Here is a 17215-nt window from a genome sequence, read left to right as displayed (position 1 = left end):
TCAATCAAAACCCTCTTAATTGCTTTCTAAAATGAAAACAAAAGGCACTCAATACACAAGCTACTAAATAACTCAGAGCGGCCATCCACCAAAAACCATAAATTCCCATCGCAGAAATCGAGATATCCTGCCAATGCAACCCTTTATAGGCCACCCACCAACCACCACCCAATCCGCAACCCAGCACAACGACCAAGAAAATTAGCATAGGTAAAATCGACACATCCCAACAGCGTAACAAAGAGGTCAATAACGTCATTAAACCATCTAGAAAGTGAGACAGACAAACAATCAACAACAGTGATGCAGCCAAAATTTGTACGGCCAAATCGTCTGAATAGAACGTGACAATTAAATCCCGTTCCAACCATAAACACAGAGACAGACTGCCACTCACTGCCATAATTACCCATATACTTTGTCTGGCAATTTTATCTGCTTCTTCCATGTTGCCGCTGCCCATAGATCGTGACACCAAAATGCTATAAGCCGAGGCAATTGATGAAGGAAAAATAAACATGAAGCCGCCAGTACTCGCGACAATTTGATGGGCTGCTGACACCACACTCCCAAAAGGTAAAATCAGAATAGCAACCGAACAAAATGCAACGACGTCCATCAACGCCATGATTGCTGTCGGGATACCTATTTTTAAAATCATCCGCAGACTTTGTCGGCTATCCTCAACCGAACGTTCTGGATGTTCAATGAAGATGTATCCTTTCTCCAAGAAAAACAGGTAATAAACAGCCAACATAAACCAGCGTACAATGAGAGTGGCTAACAAAGCCCCTATCGCACCGAGTGGCGGAATTGAAAATGAAGCGACACCATAAATCAAAAGATAGGACAAAATAATTTTAAGAATGAAGAAAATGCTATCTGATAGTAAAACCTTATGCGCATTTTCAGTGACTTGGGACAAAGCTGTAAATAAACGCATTAGTAAATGCGCAGGTAAAATAAATACCAAAGCCCACATACAGTTTTTAGTAATTGAAACGACATGTTCAGATGCGCCGAACAATTTTGGTAAATCGCGGAACAAGTAAAGCAAGCCAATACTCACCAATGCTGAACATAACATCAGCCAAATGCCTTGAATAAAAATTTGACGAATATGGGGTATGTCATGGCAACCATAAGCTTCCGAGAGCTTGAGGATCACACCTTGCAGAATACCCATCCCAATGACATAAATCACTGTATATAAAGATAAGGTCACCGATAATGCGGCGACATGGTCATTACTAAAATGCCCTACATAAGCAATATCAATCAATCCACTTAAAACTAGAATTAAATTGCTTGAGAGCATGGGAATAAATAATTTAAAAATCTGGTTCATCTAGGAAATACCTTATTTTTCTTTGCGATTTATACTCATATTCACGTTATTTTTAGTGCATCAATCCAAAGCAAAAGACATACCAGTTCTAAATTCAGCTCCCGCAAAATATGCTTTAAATAAAAAGGCCAAACTATTCGTTTGGCCTTCTTTTGTAATGTATGTTGTTTATAAAGTTATTCTTGTTTGTGTTTACTTGCCCAATAAGTCGCAAGTGCAGGACCAGAAATATTGTGCCAAAGACTGAAAATCGCGCTTGGTACAGCTGTAATTGGAGATGCCGCAAAATGTACTGCTGCGAGCGCAACACCTAAACCTGAGTTTTGCATCCCTACTTCTACCGCAATTGCTTTACTGTCTGCATAAGGCAATTTAAAGAATCGCGCTGCGGTAAAACCTAATAAATATCCAAATCCATTATGTAATATCACTACCGCCAAAATAAGCAAACCCGACTGTAAAATAGCCGCTTTACTACCGCCAATAATGGCTGCCACAATCGCTACAATTGCAATCACTGAAACTAATGGCATGACCTGAATATAGGATTCGACTTGACGTTTAAGCCATGTTCTTAAAATCAGACCAACAACAATAGGAAGCAACACTACCTGCAAAATCGAAATAAACATCGAAGCTGCATCGATCTTTAACCATTGGCTAGCAAGTAAATAAAAAATCGCTGGCGTTAATACTGGTGCTAAAAGCGTTGATACTGATGTACAAGCCACCGATAAAGCCACATTGCCTTTGGCCATGTAGGTAATCACGTTGGAAGCCGTTCCACCGGGACAGCACCCCACTAAAATCACACCTACAGCGATTTCAGGCGGTAAGTTAAATAATTTACATAGAACATATGCTAAACCGGGCATCACCACAAACTGGGCAACTACCCCAATCAACACAGCTTTAGGACTTTGCAATACACCTTTGAAGTCGTCTACCGTCATGGTCATTCCCATGCCGAGCATAATAATGCCCAAAATCCATGGAATGTAAGCTTTAAGCCAAACAAAAAATTCAGGCTGCCATAGCGCTAGTGCTGCAAAAACAATAACCCATAGGGCAAAAGTTTTCTGAATAAATTGGGTAAAGCGCAGTAATGCAGACATACTTTCTATCCCTAAAAATTAAAATACTAGACCAATAGACTTAGCGCCCACTCAACAGATCAGTCGATTGAATACGGACTACTTCTTGTTGCTGCATGGTTTGCCAAGCGTGTTCTAACGAGCCATCCAGATCAATAGCTTTACAAGCATCTTCAATCACTAAAGTTTTAAAACCTTGTTTCACTGCATCTAAGGCAGTCCATGCCACACAAAAGTCCGTGGCAATTCCGACCACATAAACCGTATCAATACCGCGTTCTTTTAAGTAACCCGTTAAACCCGTCATTGTGGCATGGTCTGCTTCCATAAAAGCCGAGTAGCTATCAATATGAGCATGAAAACCTTTTCGAATAATCAGTTGAGCGGTCGGAATATTTAAACTCGGATGAAATTCGGCATCGTGAGTACCCTGTACACAATGCTTAGGCCAAAGCACTTGTGGCCCATAGTCGAGTTCAATGGTTTCAAATGGCTGCTTACCCGAATGGTTTTGTGCAAAAGATATATGATTATCGGGATGCCAATCTTGTGTCAAAACAACATTTTCAAAACAATCAGCAAGTTGGTTAATCGTTGGAATAATTGTATCGGCATCGGCAACTGCTAAATTTCCACCCGGTGTAAAACCATTTTGCACATCAACTACGATTAAAACCGCATTTTGTGGTTGTTTATTCATATTCATGTAATCTTCAATCCCAACCGGGAAAATTGCATTCTATCTTGCCATAAAAAAAGTACATATTAAGTAAAGTCCAGTCGAATCAGGCTCTATTGTTATATTTACTGGCCTCTCTCAGCTGACAATAATGAAAACATCCTATCTTTTCCTCAAGTTTACCTCGCGATTATCCGTTAGGCGTATTGTTCTTATGCGTCTGATCAGTCATAATTTGCATAATTGTCATTCAACAATCTGTTATTGTTAGAACTGGACAATCAAAATACTGCAACCATCCCACATTTTGTTTTTCTTACCTCAGATTCGGATGGATAAATAGGATATTTTTAAAAATGACTCAGCAAGCACAGACCATTCAAGGCTCAATCGTCGCAATCGTCACACCAATGTTGAAAGACGGCGGTGTAGATTGGAAGGGTCTTGAGAAGCTGGTTGAGTGGCACATAGAACAAGGTACAAACAGTATTGTAGCCGTCGGTACAACCGGCGAAGCCTCAACATTGAGCATGGAAGAGCACACACAGGTTATTAAAGAAATTATTCGTGTAGCCAATAAACGTATTCCAATTATTGCCGGTACTGGTGCAAACTCAACCCGTGAAGCAATCGAATTAACTAAAGCTGCGAAAGATCTTGGCGCGGATGCAGCTTTACTTGTGACGCCGTACTATAACAAGCCAACTCAAGAAGGCCTATTCCAACACTATAAAGCGATTGCTGAAGCCGTAGAACTCCCTCTTATTCTTTATAATGTACCGGGTCGTACTGGTGTAGATCTTGCAAACGACACAGCTGTACGTTTAGCAGAGATCCCTAATATTGTTGGTATTAAAGATGCAACAGGTGATGTACCTCGTGGTAAAGCATTAATCGAAGCTTTAAATGGCAAGATGGCTGTCTACTCAGGTGACGACGAAACTGCTTGGGAACTCATGCTTCTTGGCGCTGACGGTAATATTTCAGTTACTGCAAATGTTGCACCTAAAGCAATGAGTGAAGTATGCGCTGTTGCGATTGCTAAAGATGAACAACAAGCGAAGACGATTAACAATAAGATTGCAAATTTACACAATATTCTATTTTGCGAATCAAACCCAATTCCTGTGAAATGGGCACTACATGAGATGGGACTGATTGATACTGGTATTCGTTTACCACTCACTCCTCTCGCTGAGCAATATCGCGAACCTCTCCGCAATGCCTTAAAAGATGCGGGAATTATTTAATAAGAGCAATTTATGATGCAATTACGTCTTGGTTTAGTCCTTGCAGTTTCAGCCTTAAGTTTAGCTGGTTGTGGTCGCTTCGCAATTAATAATCACTCTTTAGATTATAAAAATGCCAAGCAACTTGCCCCGCTTGAGTATCCTGCCGATGCAACTGTACGACCAGCGACACCTTTGTATCCTGCACCAACTGTTGACCAGCTCGCTATCGAGCACGCGCCGAAGTTTGAAAACCAGCGCGGTAACCGTTTTGCATTGCCACGCCCTGAACAAACTCAAGGTAACAATGCAACAGCAGATGCATCTGCTCAAACGACAACTGCGCTTGGACGTCCTCAGCTTGTGACCGACGGTAATAAAAACCCATTATTAAAAGTTGATGGGAATACGACTGAGATCTGGCAATACACCAAAGCGACATTAAGTACTTTAAATTACAACATCATCGCTCAAGGCAGTAATCAGGCGACGATTAAAGTAAATGACAATACTTATGTGCTTAAACTTACTGGTGTAGGTTCAAGTCATACCCTTGCTCTATTTAATGTAGACAACACTTTTGCAAGCCCAGATGTGGCTGCTGAAGTGTTAAACCAGATTTACCAAAATTGGCCAGCCTAGTCGTTTACTAGGCATTTTTTTTAAAAGGTTCCCTCATGTTAAAACAAACCTTGCTCTATACTGGTAAAGCAAAATCTGTATATGAAACAGACAATGCCGACCATCTGATTTTAGTCTTTCGTGATGATGCCTCTGCGTTCAACGGCGAAAAAATCGAACAACTAGATCGTAAAGGCAAGGTGAACAACCTTTTTAACGCCTTCATCATGGAAAAACTTGCTGCTGCGGGTATTGAAACGCATTTTGAAAAATTGCTTTCTCCAACTGAAGTGCTTGTTAAAAAACTTCAAATGATTCCTGTTGAATGTGTAATTCGTAACTACGCAGCTGGTTCTCTATGCCGTCGCTTAGGTGTAGAAGAAGGTAAAGAGTTAACTCCTCCTACATTTGAATTGTTCTATAAAGATGACGGTCTAGGCGACCCAATGGTTAACGAATCTCAAGCGATTGCTTTAGGTTGGGCGACTGCTGAACAATTAGAACAAATGAAAGTGTTAACTTACCAAGTAAACGATGTATTAAAAGCATTATTTGCTGAAGGCAACATGATCTTGGTGGACTTCAAGCTTGAATTCGGTGTTTTCCATGACCGTATCGTGCTTGGTGATGAATTCTCTCCAGACGGCTGCCGTCTATGGGATAAAGACTCTAAGAAAAAACTCGACAAAGACCGTTTCCGTCAAGGTTTAGGCGGTGTTGTTGAAGCTTATGAAGAAGTTGCTGCTCGTTTAGGCGTAGATTTATCTGCTCTCTAATCGTTCAAACTTCATGAAAAACCGGGCTTTAGCCCGGTTTTTTTATATTTAATTACTTGAGATAGCAAAAAGTAGACAGATTTGTCTATTAAAGTAAATTAGCACTTGCACAAACTCAATTTAAAACACTAAAATCTAAAAAAACATTAAGCACTTCACAATAATTAAATTTCAAAACTAGGGTAAAGCTATGGAAATATCTAAGCTTGAAAAGAGATTAACGAATCATCCAATCCTTTTTGGTGAAAATCCTTTGGTCTTATTAACTAACTTTAGCAATTCCGCCTTAAAACAAGGCTGGAGTCAGGCAGAAGTCGAATCTGTTATTTCTAAAGCCTCCCAAGGTGACTATATGGCACTGATCCGTACGTTAAGGGCTTATACATTTCTTTAATCTTATTGCTGATGATCTGCTGCAACTTCACATTCAATTTATAAAAAGACACATAAAGCTGTTAGGAATCGACTGGATTTATCCCAAGCACTGCCTTATCAATAAATAAAAATAAGAAATATAAATTATTTATTCAGTGAGGAGTAAACCTGATGGATCATGAAATAGAGGAAAAAAAGGTCGAGAAAACCTTAAGCTGGCGTGAAAAAATGGCAGTTGAAGAACATGAGAAACTGTCACCCCGTTTGGTCTATGAAATTATCCGCCGTGATGGTGCCGAAGAGCTGGATCGTCCAACGGCTGCACTCATCTTTTCAGGAATTGCTGCGGGTCTAGTCATCAGTTTTTCATTTGTATTTAAAGCCATTATTGCTTCTTATCTCCCCGCTGATGCTGTTTGGACCGATTTAATCACCAATATCGGTTATACCATTGGGTTCCTGATCGCTATTTTGGGTCACATGCAACTCTTTACCGAGAATACCATCACCACTGTTGTGCCTTTATTCAAACCCTTTAACTTCGATAAATTACGAGCAGTGGGCCGTTTATGGGGCATTGTGATTCTCTGCAATATCATTGGGACAGCTTTGGCGAGTTTATTTTTCTTAACTACTCACCTGTTTACTCCAGATATTGACAAAGCACTGGATGAACTCGCTCATCATGTCGGTTCCTTTTCTGCAACCCAGAATATGCTCAAAGGTATTATGTCAGGGCTGTTAATTGCTGCCTTGGTCTGGATGTTACCCTCAGTTAGTAATAAGTTCCTGCTCATCTTTTTCATGACTTACCTGATAGGACTGGGTGATTTTACCCATGTAGTGGTGGGTTCTACAGAAATGTCCTATCTCGTCTGGCAAGGAGAGGCTTCCATTAATGACTATCTGTTTACTTTCCTCGTCCCCACCACTATTGGCAATATTATTGGCGGCACAGGTGTATTTACACTACTGATTTATGGTCAAGTGACTGAAGAACTAGAGCAGAAACATCAATAAACTATTGTTCCTGCTGCCATCTGCGTTGCTGTAAGCGCTCACCTTCAACCTCACGCTTGTTTCTTGCAGACTCATAGAGTTTGGTTCCCTTTAACTCAGGTGGCAAATAGTCTTGCAACACAAAGTGCTCAGGGTAATCGTGAGGATAGAGATAATTAATCCCATAGCCTTGCTGTTTCATCAGCTTGGTTGGTGCGTTTCTCAAATGCAAAGGCACAGGTAAATTTGCTGTTTTTTCAGCAAGTTCTAAGGCCTTATTAATCGCTAAATAAGTACTATTACTCTTTGCACTCGTTGCTAAATAAACCGCGGTTTGGCCCAAAATAATTCGAGCCTCAGGCATCCCCACCGCTTGTACAGAGCGGAAACACTCACCTGCAAGTAATAGCGCATTAGGGTTAGAGTTTCCGATGTCTTCTGAGGCTGCAATCAGCATACGTCTTGCAATAAAAACCGGATCTTCTCCGCCTTTGAGCATACGTGCCATCCAATACAGGGTTGCATCTGGATCACTACCACGAATTGATTTAATAAAGGCAGAAACGAGGTCGTAATGCTGTTCACCAGATTTGTCATAACGCGCAATATTTTGCTGAGCAACTTTCACCACCACCGCATTGGTAATCGTGTTTTCAATTTCTGGTTCAAAGGTACTTGCGATCAGATCAAGTAAATTCAGTGCTTTACGCGCATCACCTGCTGCAAACTGAATGAGAGCATCATATTCTTCAACATGAATGTAACGCTCTTTTAAGAATTTATCGGCTTGAAGTGCATTATTGAGGAGTGTCTGAATTGCCTCACTATCTAAACTATTTAAGGTATAGACCTGACAGCGAGATAAAAGCGCGCTATTCACCTCAAAAGATGGGTTTTCAGTCGTCGCGCCAATTAAGGTAATTTTGCCTTTTTCAACTGCACCCAATAATGCATCTTGCTGTGATTTATTAAAGCGGTGAATTTCGTCAATGAAAACTACAGGTGTCAGTAAATCACCACTTTCTGCAATCACTTCACGTAATTCTTTTACGCCCGTATTTAGCGCGGATAAGCTCACAAATGGGCGATCTATCGCTTGAGCCAAAAGCAAAGCAATTGTTGTTTTACCAACGCCTGGTGGCCCCCAAAAAATAATAGAAGGCAAATGCCCCTGATCAATCATTTGACGCAGTGGCGCATGTTCACCTAATAAATGATCTTGCCCAATAATTTCAGACAAGTCTCTCGGGCGCAGGCGTTCAGGAAGTGGAATATGGGTGTCTGACATCTCAAATTGCTTTATCGTCTTTTCACTATAGTCTATTGTGTCTCACAGAAATCTACAATTTGAATCTATGAGACACGTCCGTTATTTATAGGCTGGTTCGCATTAAGAGGGTTTCTTACTTAGCTTCAGTAAACGCGCATTTGAGCCATCTTCAATGACCCAAATCGAGCCATCTTGTGCTTCATGTAATCCACGAATACGTTTTTTCATATCTAATCTTTGCACTTCTTTCACGGGTTTATGCTCTAAATCCACCACAATAATTGCTTCTGAAGATAGCCCGCCAATTAACGCCTTATTTTTCCATGCAGGAAATTGTTGTCCCCGATAAATGATTAAGCTCGACGGAGAGATTACGGGAGTCCAGTCAATTTCTGGTGCTTTAAATTCTGGGCGAGTGTGATGGTCTGGAATAGGTTGGCCCGAATAATGGTCTCCATTTGAAACGATTGGATAACCATAATTTTCACCTTTTACGATGATATTAAGCTCATCACCACCTTTAGGTCCCATTTCAACCACCCAAAGCTGTCCTTGACGGTCAAAAGCCATACCTAACGGATTACGGTGTCCCAATGACCATATTTCAGCAGTAACCCCGCCTTGCTTATAAAAAGGGTTATCTACAACCGCTGAACCATCCTCATTTAAACGCAAGATTTTACCCAAGTTACTTTTCATGTTTTGAGCAGGGTCAAACTTTTGTCTCTCACCTGAACTGACCCACAGCTTACCGTCTGCGCCAAAAAGCATACGATGTCCATAATGGCCTTGTCCTGAAACTTTAGGTACTTGCTGCCAAATCTGCTTTATATCGGTAAGTTTTGGCTGATTGGGGTTAGATAAATCTAATTTCGCACGTGAAATCACTGCTCCAGATCCGCCTTGTCCTTTTGTAGCGTAGCTGAGATAAACCCAATGATTCTTAGCAAAGTCAGGATGCAAAATAACATCTCCTAAACCACCCTGTCCCCCATAGTTCACTGCTGGAACGCCTTGAACATCCAAGATTTGTTTATTTTTAGGGTTAAAAATTTTTAATTTACCTTGCCGTTCAGTGACTAATAAACGCTGATCAGGCAAGCTGGTCAAAGCCCAAGGTTCATTGAATTGAGCAAATATTTCAGTTTGATAAGGTTGTTTGGTTAAGGCGGTCTGCTCTGTTTTTGCAGACGTATTTTGTTCAAGATTTTTTGAATTTGTATTATTAGACCCACAAGCCATCAACAAAAAAAAGCTACTACATAATAAGGGGGTTGCTAATCGTCTCATCACTTTTATCTCCTTTTGTTTTTATTGTTATATAACGGAGATGAGCAAAAAATTTACGATAAAATGTTACTTTATAATACGTTGTAATTAAAAATGCCCATCACGAGCATATTAACGCACCCATCGTACGACATAATCTTCAAGATCATCTTCATGGACATTAACTTCAGAAAGACAACGTCCAGCAACTGACTTTTTCGCCTTAACAACGCTTTGTCTCGAACCTGTATTTAAATAATGCCAAGAAGGTAGATTTTTACCTTCATTCAAACGTCTATAAGCACAGCTCGATGGTAACCAATGAATTGTTTTTAAAGACTCTGGAGTTAATTGCAAACAGTCTGGCACTTGCTGCTGACGATTTGGATAATCGGTACAACGTCCTGTATCACAATCGAGTAACTTACAGGCCACTTTGGTATAAGCCACCTCATGGGTATCTTCATCTTCAAGCTTGACCAAACAGCACAAACCACATCCATCGCATAAAGCTTCCCACTCAATTTGAGTGAGTTGCTCTAATGGATAGTTTTTCCAGAAGAGTGGTCGAAGTGAGGTCTCGGTAGACATAATGTTTTAGCAGCTGATGAGATGAAACAGTGACTAAGTATAACATTGAAGTCGTCTGTACGAAAAAAGAAGCTGTATTCCTAGCATCACAAAATGATTGTTTAATATACATTTCAACCACATAAACGACACATTCGGTGCAAAAAACAAGCTATATAGTTAAACAACAATGAAAAAATAAGGAGAACAGCATATGTTCCGTTGGGCTATAATTTTTGCAGTGATTGCACTCATTGCCAGTCTATTAGGGTTTGGTGGTGTTGCAGGACTATCTAAAGACTTTGCCGTGATTTTATTAGTTGTGGCTGTAATTCTCGCTGTAATTGGGTTCATTTCCCGAGGCAGAACGTAACTTAATTATGATCACTTAAAAAGAAGGAACTGGTTTCCTTCTTTTTTTATTGCGTGAATATTTCTCTCTTTTGTCTTGATGTAGATTCTTACACAGTTATTTATATTACTTTTATCTTTTTATGCTTTAATCAAGCGTGTTTAAATCTCTTTAAATTTCAGGATTAAGGTTATGAGTACAGCAATTAAAACCCGTGAAATTCAATATACTGCACCAGATGGCAGCCATTTAATTGGTTACTTTGCGGCTCCAGATAGTGAAACACCTGTTGCGGGTGTAATTGTTGGTCCTGAGTGGTGGGGTCGTAACGAATATACGGAACAACGTGCACGTGAGCTTGCTGAACATGGCTATGCTGCGCTTGCAATTGATATGTATGGCGATAAAAAAGTAACTTCGACTGCCGCTCAAGCCTATGAATGGATGATGCAGACATTTGAAAATTTAGATACGGTTACCGATCGTACCAATGCAGCGCTTCAAACTCTAGCGGCCCAACCAGAAGTAAATAGTGAAAAACTTGCTGCAATTGGCTTCTGCTATGGTGGCAAAGTTGTATTAGACCTTGCTCGCTCAGGTGCACCACTTAAATCAATTATAACTTTCCATGCTACATTAGCTCCGAAAGCACCTGCTCAAAAAGGCAGCATTCAGGGTGAAGTTTTAGTACTACATGGTGAACTAGACAGCATGGTCACCTTAGAAGATGTTGCTAATTTTGAAAAAGAGATGCAAGCTGCTGAGGTTAAACACGAAGTAGTGGTTTTAGAAGGTGCTAAACATGGCTTTAGTAACCCGCTTGCAGATGAAAAAGCTAAAGCGAACGGTGTAGACCTTGGCTACAATAGCGAAGCGGAAAAACAAGGTCTTGCTAAAATGTACGCGTTGTTAGATCGTACTTTAAAATAAAAGAAGCCAATTTGGAGCAAATGTTTTTTCGCATTTGCTCCCTTAAATGTTTATGACTTTGCAATATTTTTACTGTATTTTTTAAACCATACTTCAATAACTATACTCCCGTTGAGCTAGAGCAAAGCCTAGTCTTATTTCCCGCACTCGGGGTTTAATGGAATAACATGAGAGGATACAACAATGACTGACAAGAAATGTCCGTATTGCGAATTTGATGAATATGACATCATTGATAAGAATGAATTTGCTGTAATTTTGCCTGATTCTAATCCGCTATCTAAAGGCCACTGTGTAGTAACACCGCTACGCCATGTTCGTTCTTTTTTTGATATCACTTCTAAAGAACATCAAGGCTTGCTTACACTCCTTGAAATTGCTCGCCACGAAACACAACTTCGCCATCAACCAGACGGTTTCCATATTGGCTTCAATGATGGTGAAGTATTCGGACAAAATTCTGATCATTTCCACATTCATGTCATTCCGTACTACAAAAACCAACCGTTGAAACTTGACCAACGTTGGGGTGTACGAAAGGATTAATCCTTTTATACATGAAGCAGAGATTGCTCATTATCAGGTAATCTCTGTTTTAACATACTCTCGCTGTTCGCCTGCTTTAAACAAAATTTCATCTAAATTTCAGCTATAATTTAGCCCTTACTTCTCTTCTATAGCTGTTCATGCCTGAATTTTCTTTTTCTGATGCTCTTTTAAACTGGTTCGATGAACATGGTCGTCACGATTTGCCTTGGCAAGTTGCAGATGATCCGTACAAAGTTTGGGTTTCTGAAATTATGTTGCAGCAGACTCAGGTGAAAACGGTTCTGCAATATTTTGACCGCTTCATGGAGCGCTTCCCAACTGTAGAGATGTTAGGTCATGCAACTTGGGATGAAGTAGCGCCTTATTGGGCGGGTCTAGGCTATTACGCTCGTGCACGCAATTTGCATAAAGCTGCTGGTCTTGTTACTCAGCAGGGTAAGTTTCCTAAAACACTTGAAGAATGGATTGCACTACCCGGCATTGGTCCCTCTACCGCAGGCGCACTCATGTCTTTGGGTTTACGTCAGTACGGCGTGATTATGGATGGCAACGTGAAACGCGTTTTAGCTCGTTTCTTTGCCATTGAAGATGATTTAAGCAAACCACAGCACGAACGTGAAATGTGGAAACTGGCTGAAGAGCTTTGCCCGACACATCGTAACCATGACTACACGCAAGCGATTATGGACTTGGGTGCAACTATTTGTACGCCTAAAAAGCCTCTTTGTTTATATTGTCCAATGCAAGCTCATTGTCAGGCTTATCAGCAAGGTTTAGAACAAGAATTACCTTTTAAGAAACCGAAAAAAACACCACCTGTTAGAATAGCAGATGTTCTTATTATTCAGTGCGAAGATGAATGGTTCTGGCAACAACGCCAAGCTCATGGCCTATGGGGTGGTTTATTCTGTTTACCTATTTTAGAAAATGAACATGAACGACTGAGCTTAAGCCAGCAATTTAAATTACAGGCTCAACCACAAACTTTTCAAATCAGTCATAGCTTCACTCACTTTACATGGTTACTTAATGCTCATGTGTTCCACGTGGAACCTGATCAAAAAGAACATCTATCAATTGAACTTGAAGGCCAATGGTTAAGTCCGGAACAGGCTATTGCCAAAGGTGTACCAACAGCTATGAAAAAATTGATCTCGACAAGCCGTTCGTGACATAGTGAGCAAAATAATTTTGATATGACTGTGACAGGGAGTATTTTGTGCGACGTTTTGTTTCTCATTTCTCACTTGGTTTTCTGATTATTCTATTGGCTGCCTGTGCCAGTGCACCTAAAAAACCTGCCCCACTTCCACCTGCTCAAGTTAATAAACTTAAAAGTATGCAGCTTCCAAATCGACTGCCTGTACCCGTGAAAGGTGTCGATCGAGATGAGTTAAAAGACACATGGGGAGCTGCTCGCAGTCAGGGTCGTAGTCACGAAGGAATTGATATTTTGGCTCCACGTGGAACCAAAGTGTACAGTGCAACTGAAGGGCTCGTTGCCGATCTTCGCAATAACAACTTAGGTGGCAAAGTCATCTGGATTTTAGGTCCAGCTGGAACATGGCATTATTATGCCCACCTTGATGACCACAAACGTGGCTTAAATGTTGGTGACTATGTCAAAAAAGGCGATCTAATTGGCTATGTCGGCAATACCGGCAATGCACGTTATACTTCACCTCATCTTCATTATGGTCTTTACCTAGATGGTAAAGGTCGTGGTGCTGTTAATCCTTATTCATATTTACGCTAGGAACATTTTATGTCGGAAGCGCTGATCAATCGCTTAGTAGAGTTTGCCGAGTCTGGCAACCAGCAAAAGATCATTTTAAATGGCAATAGCTATCAAGGCTGGATCATGGAAATCAGTGATGATGCCCTGCTAATCAGTACCGGTTTTTCAGATAAAGTTGGTAAAGACTTTTGGCTAAAGTTTGAAGACTTAACTCAAGCTGAACTGTATTATTGGGATACTCGCCCAAATGAATGGGTGCTGTTTAAACTTTAAAATTCTAAGATAAATATAAGGAGCATTATCATGAAAACTCAACGTTGCGGATGGTGTTCCGACGATCCACTCTATATTGCCTACCATGATGAAGAATGGGGCAAACCGGAACATGACGAAGCACGTTTATTTGAAATGCTTTGCCTTGAAGGCCAGCAAGCTGGTTTATCTTGGATTACCGTACTGAAAAAAAGAGAAAGCTATCGTCAGCATTTTTTTAATCATCCGATTGCAGAAATTGCTTCATTCACAGATGATTTTTTAGAACTAAAATTATCCGATGCAGGCTTAATTCGCCACTTAGGCAAACTCAAAGCTATTCGTGATAATGCAATTGCGTGGCAAGCGCTCAAAGCACAAGTCGGTGACGTTCCTAAATGGCTTTGGCAGTTTGTAGATGCAGCTCCACAACACAATGATGTTGTAGATTATCGTAAGGCTCCTGCACAAACTGAACTCAGCGTAAAACTTTCCAAGACTCTTAAAAAGAATGGCTTCAAATTTGTCGGCCCAACCACTTGCTATGCTTTTATGCAAGCAGTAGGCATGGTCGATGATCATGAAAATGATTGTCAATTTAAAGCTTCATAACCCACTCGAACGGTCCAAATCCGCTTAAGGAGTTTCCGATGAGCAATAATATGATTCAGGCTTATGCCGCAATGCAAGCAGGTGAAAAACTGGTTCCCTATCAATTTGATGCAGGTGAATTACAACCGCATCAGGTTGAGGTAAAAGTTGAATACTGTGGTTTATGTCATTCTGATGTTTCTGTTTTGAACAATGAATGGCGCTCAACTGTGTACCCTGTGGTTGCGGGTCATGAAATTATTGGACGAATTGTTGCTTTGGGTTCAGAAGTCAAAGGTCTACAAATCGGGCAACGTGTCGGCATTGGCTGGACTGCTGAAAGTTGCCAAGCCTGTGATGAATGTATTGGTGGTCAGCAAGTACTTTGTACAGGCGGAAGTGTTGCAACAATCGTAGGGCATGCTGGTGGTTTTGCCGATAAAGTCCGTGCAGGTTGGCAGTGGGCTATTCCCCTCCCTGACGATTTAGACGCTGAAAGTGCTGGTCCTTTACTTTGTGGCGGAATTACCGTTTTTGACCCGTTGCTTAAACATAAAATTCAAGCAACACATCATGTCGGTGTGATTGGCATTGGTGGCTTAGGTCATATAGCCATTAAGCTACTCAAAGCTTGGGGCTGTGAGATCACTGCATTTAGTTCCAACCCTGATAAAACAGAGGAACTTAAAGCAATGGGAGCAGATCATGTCGTGAATAGCCGCGATACAGACGTGGTAAAAGCTCAAAAAGGGAAATTCGATTTATTGCTAAGTACCGTGAATGTGACTCTAAATTGGCCTGCTTTTATTGCAACACTGGCACCAAACGGAACCTTACATTTCTTAGGCCTTACGCTTGAGCCTGTTCCTGTTTCTGTAGGTTCACTTATTAGTGGTGCTAAGTCAGTGACAGGCTCACCGACGGGTTCACCAGCTGCACTACGTCAACTTTTGAAGTTTGCTGCACGCAAAAAAATTGCGCCTCAAATTGAGCTATTTCCAATGTCACAGCTCAATGAAGCAATTGAACGTTTACACTCAGGTCAGGCACGCTACCGCATTGTGTTGAAAGCAGACTTCGCAGAATAAAACTAACTTAAGGTTTTCATCTGTTGTCGTGACCATTCCGCCAAGTCACTAATTGCTTGGCGGACATCTGCTGTTAATTCATGACCCGCATTTAAACGAATGAAATGTCGATATCGTTCATCCTCACCAAAGACATGGCCCGGTACCACAGTAATTCCTTCAGCTTTCGCAGTGTAATAAAGCGCTAAGGTATCTACTTCCTTTGGTAACTGTATCCAGAGTGCGTAGCCCCCTTCTGGCTGACTTAACGCAATGGGAAGGCCATCAAAGGCTCTTAAAATGCAACTGCGATATTGTTCGACCTGTCGCATTAGATTTGGTCGTAGCTGCTCTAAATGCTCTCGATAACCACGGCTATAAATAAAATCAGCTAAGCCTAATTGTAGCGGTGTATTTACGCCAATATTACTTGCTAGTAGCTCAAGCCTTAAATGCTGTAGCTTTGAACTTAAACAGAACCACCCCACCCGATACGCGCTCGATAATGACTTAGAAACTGATCCACACCAAATGACATAGCCTGCGCGGTCCCAATAGCGAATCGGTAGCGGGCGTTCGTTGCTGTAACCGCATTCACCAAAAATATCGTCTTCAATAATAAAGCACTGATACTTTGCAGCTAATTCAGCAATCTTTTGTTTTTCCGCATTACTTAAACAATATCCTAAAGGATTTTGATAGTTGGCTGTCATCAGGCAAACCTTCGCCAAACCCTGCTGCATCAATGATTCTAAACGTTCAAGATCAATGCCTCGATGATGCGCTGGAATTTCAATAATCTGCCGTTTTAAACTTGCTATAAGCTGTAGTTGCCCATTAAAAGTAGGTGTCGGAATCAAAATACTATCGCCTACTTCTGTTAGATGCTGAATGACTAACGATAAAGCGGGGATACAACCATTGGTAATAAAAATATCTTCCGTTGCAATGAAGATTCCGTCTTCGCGCCAATGATCAGAAAGGGCTTTTCTTAATTGCTCATGTCCTTGTTTATTACAATAGAGAAAATCTTGTGGCTGGCAATTTTTTAAAGCCCGTTGAATAGAACGACGTAAACCCTCTACCGGAATAAAATGTGGCGTCAACTGAATCGAGCCCAACGGTACGAGATGGCTTTGTAAGGCTGCTTCTTGAATTTGGTTATGCAACTCTAAATTTGAGACTTGCCGAGGTAAAGACAAAAAATCTGGGCTATCCGGAATAGGGCTAGATTGAGTACGAGCAACCACAAAATAACCTGATTTCGGCTTTACATAAATCAGTCCCCTCGCCTCAAGCAATTCATAGCAACTTTTTGCTGTGCTTAAGCTAATACTGTGCTGACGAGCGAAATCTCGTAATGAAATCAGCTTTTGATGAGGCTTAAGCTCATCTTGATAAATTCGATGTGCTAATTGATTGGCAAGAACCTGATATTGGAAAGTCATTCTGTGCTGCTTTTTTAAAAATTTCTGTATCTGTACTGGTTTATAGAACACCTTTACG

20 protein-coding genes are annotated in these 17215 nt (G+C 40.9%); 13 read left to right on the top strand and 7 right to left on the bottom strand.

Annotated features, from left to right (window positions below; all coding sequences use genetic code 11):
• Positions 1-4: 4 nt before the first annotated feature.
• The 3 genes from AOLE_RS00315 to pncA form a co-directional block, all read right to left on the bottom strand.
• Positions 5-1348 carry an MATE family efflux transporter gene (locus AOLE_RS00315; RefSeq protein WP_013196540.1) on the bottom strand — a complete coding sequence of 448 codons (1344 nt, stop codon included), beginning with the start codon at positions 1346-1348 and terminating at the stop codon, positions 5-7.
• Between the two features lie 176 nt (positions 1349-1524).
• On the bottom strand, positions 1525-2463 hold the full coding sequence (locus AOLE_RS00310; protein WP_013196539.1) for a bile acid:sodium symporter family protein: 939 nt from the start codon (positions 2461-2463) through the stop codon (positions 1525-1527).
• Between the two features lie 40 nt (positions 2464-2503).
• Positions 2504-3148, bottom strand: coding sequence for a bifunctional nicotinamidase/pyrazinamidase (gene pncA / locus AOLE_RS00305; protein ID WP_013196538.1), 645 nt, complete (start codon positions 3146-3148; stop codon positions 2504-2506).
• 329 nt (positions 3149-3477) lie between these two features.
• Here pncA and dapA point away from each other — a divergent pair, with 329 nt between their 5' ends.
• From dapA to AOLE_RS00280, 5 genes are all read left to right on the top strand, one after another.
• Positions 3478-4371 (top strand): 4-hydroxy-tetrahydrodipicolinate synthase, encoded by an 894-nt coding sequence (gene dapA, locus AOLE_RS00300; RefSeq protein ID WP_005300412.1) that lies wholly within the window; start codon positions 3478-3480, stop codon positions 4369-4371.
• Between the two features lie 15 nt (positions 4372-4386).
• Entirely contained in the window at positions 4387-4992 is a 606-nt protein-coding gene (locus tag AOLE_RS00295; protein WP_081399090.1) for a lipoprotein-34 precursor (NlpB), read from the top strand.
• A 35-nt stretch (positions 4993-5027) separates the two neighbouring features.
• Positions 5028-5747 (top strand): phosphoribosylaminoimidazolesuccinocarboxamide synthase, encoded by a 720-nt coding sequence (gene purC, locus AOLE_RS00290; RefSeq protein ID WP_004790203.1) that lies wholly within the window; start codon positions 5028-5030, stop codon positions 5745-5747.
• A gap of 190 nt (positions 5748-5937) precedes the next feature.
• The gene (locus AOLE_RS00285; RefSeq protein WP_013196537.1) at positions 5938-6141 is read left to right on the top strand and encodes a hypothetical protein; all 204 of its coding nucleotides are present in this window, start codon (positions 5938-5940) and stop codon (positions 6139-6141) included.
• Between the two features lie 152 nt (positions 6142-6293).
• Positions 6294-7142, top strand: coding sequence for a formate/nitrite transporter family protein (locus tag AOLE_RS00280; RefSeq protein ID WP_013196536.1), 849 nt, complete (start codon positions 6294-6296; stop codon positions 7140-7142).
• A 1-nt stretch (position 7143) separates the two neighbouring features.
• On the opposite strand, the gene AOLE_RS00275 is transcribed toward AOLE_RS00280, so the two are convergent.
• From AOLE_RS00275 to AOLE_RS00265, 3 genes are all read right to left on the bottom strand, one after another.
• A complete protein-coding gene (locus AOLE_RS00275) occupies positions 7144-8409 on the bottom strand; it encodes a replication-associated recombination protein A (RefSeq protein WP_004790208.1) in 1266 nt (421 codons plus the stop codon).
• Between the two features lie 102 nt (positions 8410-8511).
• Positions 8512-9684 (bottom strand): PQQ-dependent sugar dehydrogenase, encoded by a 1173-nt coding sequence (locus AOLE_RS00270; protein ID WP_174435478.1) that lies wholly within the window; start codon positions 9682-9684, stop codon positions 8512-8514.
• A 108-nt stretch (positions 9685-9792) separates the two neighbouring features.
• Complete coding sequence (locus tag AOLE_RS00265; protein ID WP_013196534.1) at positions 9793-10251, bottom strand: YcgN family cysteine cluster protein; 459 nt, start codon at positions 10249-10251, stop codon at positions 9793-9795.
• A 193-nt stretch (positions 10252-10444) separates the two neighbouring features.
• Between AOLE_RS00265 and AOLE_RS19615 the strand changes: the two genes are divergently transcribed.
• From AOLE_RS19615 to ahr, 8 genes are all read left to right on the top strand, one after another.
• A complete protein-coding gene (locus AOLE_RS19615; protein ID WP_002053759.1) occupies positions 10445-10603 on the top strand; it encodes a DUF1328 domain-containing protein in 159 nt (52 codons plus the stop codon).
• A gap of 171 nt (positions 10604-10774) precedes the next feature.
• Positions 10775-11512: a dienelactone hydrolase family protein gene (locus tag AOLE_RS00255; RefSeq protein WP_013196533.1), complete on the top strand. Its 738-nt coding sequence runs from the start codon at positions 10775-10777 to the stop codon at positions 11510-11512.
• Between the two features lie 183 nt (positions 11513-11695).
• A complete protein-coding gene (locus tag AOLE_RS00250) occupies positions 11696-12058 on the top strand; it encodes an HIT family protein (RefSeq protein ID WP_013196532.1) in 363 nt (120 codons plus the stop codon).
• 140 nt (positions 12059-12198) lie between these two features.
• The gene (gene mutY / locus AOLE_RS00245; RefSeq protein WP_013196531.1) at positions 12199-13233 is read left to right on the top strand and encodes an A/G-specific adenine glycosylase; all 1035 of its coding nucleotides are present in this window, start codon (positions 12199-12201) and stop codon (positions 13231-13233) included.
• Between the two features lie 47 nt (positions 13234-13280).
• On the top strand, positions 13281-13817 hold the full coding sequence (locus tag AOLE_RS00240) for a M23 family metallopeptidase (protein ID WP_005300382.1): 537 nt from the start codon (positions 13281-13283) through the stop codon (positions 13815-13817).
• A gap of 9 nt (positions 13818-13826) precedes the next feature.
• Positions 13827-14072, top strand: coding sequence for a hypothetical protein (locus AOLE_RS00235; protein WP_001287364.1), 246 nt, complete (start codon positions 13827-13829; stop codon positions 14070-14072).
• A gap of 30 nt (positions 14073-14102) precedes the next feature.
• Complete coding sequence (locus AOLE_RS00230) at positions 14103-14663, top strand: DNA-3-methyladenine glycosylase I (protein ID WP_005300378.1); 561 nt, start codon at positions 14103-14105, stop codon at positions 14661-14663.
• A gap of 38 nt (positions 14664-14701) precedes the next feature.
• Entirely contained in the window at positions 14702-15730 is a 1029-nt protein-coding gene (gene ahr, locus AOLE_RS00225) for an NADPH-dependent aldehyde reductase Ahr (RefSeq protein WP_013196530.1), read from the top strand.
• 2 nt (positions 15731-15732) lie between these two features.
• Here the strand turns inward: ahr and AOLE_RS00220 are convergent, their stop codons facing one another.
• Complete coding sequence (locus AOLE_RS00220; protein WP_013196529.1) at positions 15733-17157, bottom strand: aminotransferase-like domain-containing protein; 1425 nt, start codon at positions 17155-17157, stop codon at positions 15733-15735.
• Between the last annotated feature and the right edge of the window lie 58 nt (positions 17158-17215).

Origin of the sequence: Acinetobacter oleivorans DR1 (assembly GCF_000196795.1) — a bacterium.
Classification (GTDB): domain Bacteria; phylum Pseudomonadota; class Gammaproteobacteria; order Pseudomonadales; family Moraxellaceae; genus Acinetobacter; species Acinetobacter oleivorans.
The sequence above is the reverse complement of the archived record's forward strand: the minus strand, read 5'-3'. Positions and strand labels throughout refer to the sequence as shown.

Coding starts and splice junctions, on each gene's coding strand:
- AOLE_RS00315 (WP_013196540.1), bottom strand. CDS start 1,348: ATGAACCAGATTTTTAAATTATTTATTCCCATGCTCTCAAGCAATTTA.
- AOLE_RS00310 (WP_013196539.1), bottom strand. CDS start 2,463: ATGTCTGCATTACTGCGCTTTACCCAATTTATTCAGAAAACTTTTGCC.
- pncA (WP_013196538.1), bottom strand. CDS start 3,148: ATGAATATGAATAAACAACCACAAAATGCGGTTTTAATCGTAGTTGAT.
- dapA (WP_005300412.1), top strand. CDS start 3,478: ATGACTCAGCAAGCACAGACCATTCAAGGCTCAATCGTCGCAATCGTC.
- AOLE_RS00295 (WP_081399090.1), top strand. CDS start 4,387: ATGCAATTACGTCTTGGTTTAGTCCTTGCAGTTTCAGCCTTAAGTTTA.
- purC (WP_004790203.1), top strand. CDS start 5,028: ATGTTAAAACAAACCTTGCTCTATACTGGTAAAGCAAAATCTGTATAT.
- AOLE_RS00285 (WP_013196537.1), top strand. CDS start 5,938: ATGGAAATATCTAAGCTTGAAAAGAGATTAACGAATCATCCAATCCTT.
- AOLE_RS00280 (WP_013196536.1), top strand. CDS start 6,294: ATGGATCATGAAATAGAGGAAAAAAAGGTCGAGAAAACCTTAAGCTGG.
- AOLE_RS00275 (WP_004790208.1), bottom strand. CDS start 8,409: ATGTCAGACACCCATATTCCACTTCCTGAACGCCTGCGCCCGAGAGAC.
- AOLE_RS00265 (WP_013196534.1), bottom strand. CDS start 10,251: ATGTCTACCGAGACCTCACTTCGACCACTCTTCTGGAAAAACTATCCA.
- AOLE_RS19615 (WP_002053759.1), top strand. CDS start 10,445: ATGTTCCGTTGGGCTATAATTTTTGCAGTGATTGCACTCATTGCCAGT.
- AOLE_RS00255 (WP_013196533.1), top strand. CDS start 10,775: ATGAGTACAGCAATTAAAACCCGTGAAATTCAATATACTGCACCAGAT.
- AOLE_RS00250 (WP_013196532.1), top strand. CDS start 11,696: ATGACTGACAAGAAATGTCCGTATTGCGAATTTGATGAATATGACATC.
- mutY (WP_013196531.1), top strand. CDS start 12,199: ATGCCTGAATTTTCTTTTTCTGATGCTCTTTTAAACTGGTTCGATGAA.
- AOLE_RS00235 (WP_001287364.1), top strand. CDS start 13,827: ATGTCGGAAGCGCTGATCAATCGCTTAGTAGAGTTTGCCGAGTCTGGC.
- AOLE_RS00230 (WP_005300378.1), top strand. CDS start 14,103: ATGAAAACTCAACGTTGCGGATGGTGTTCCGACGATCCACTCTATATT.
- ahr (WP_013196530.1), top strand. CDS start 14,702: ATGAGCAATAATATGATTCAGGCTTATGCCGCAATGCAAGCAGGTGAA.
- AOLE_RS00220 (WP_013196529.1), bottom strand. CDS start 17,157: ATGACTTTCCAATATCAGGTTCTTGCCAATCAATTAGCACATCGAATT.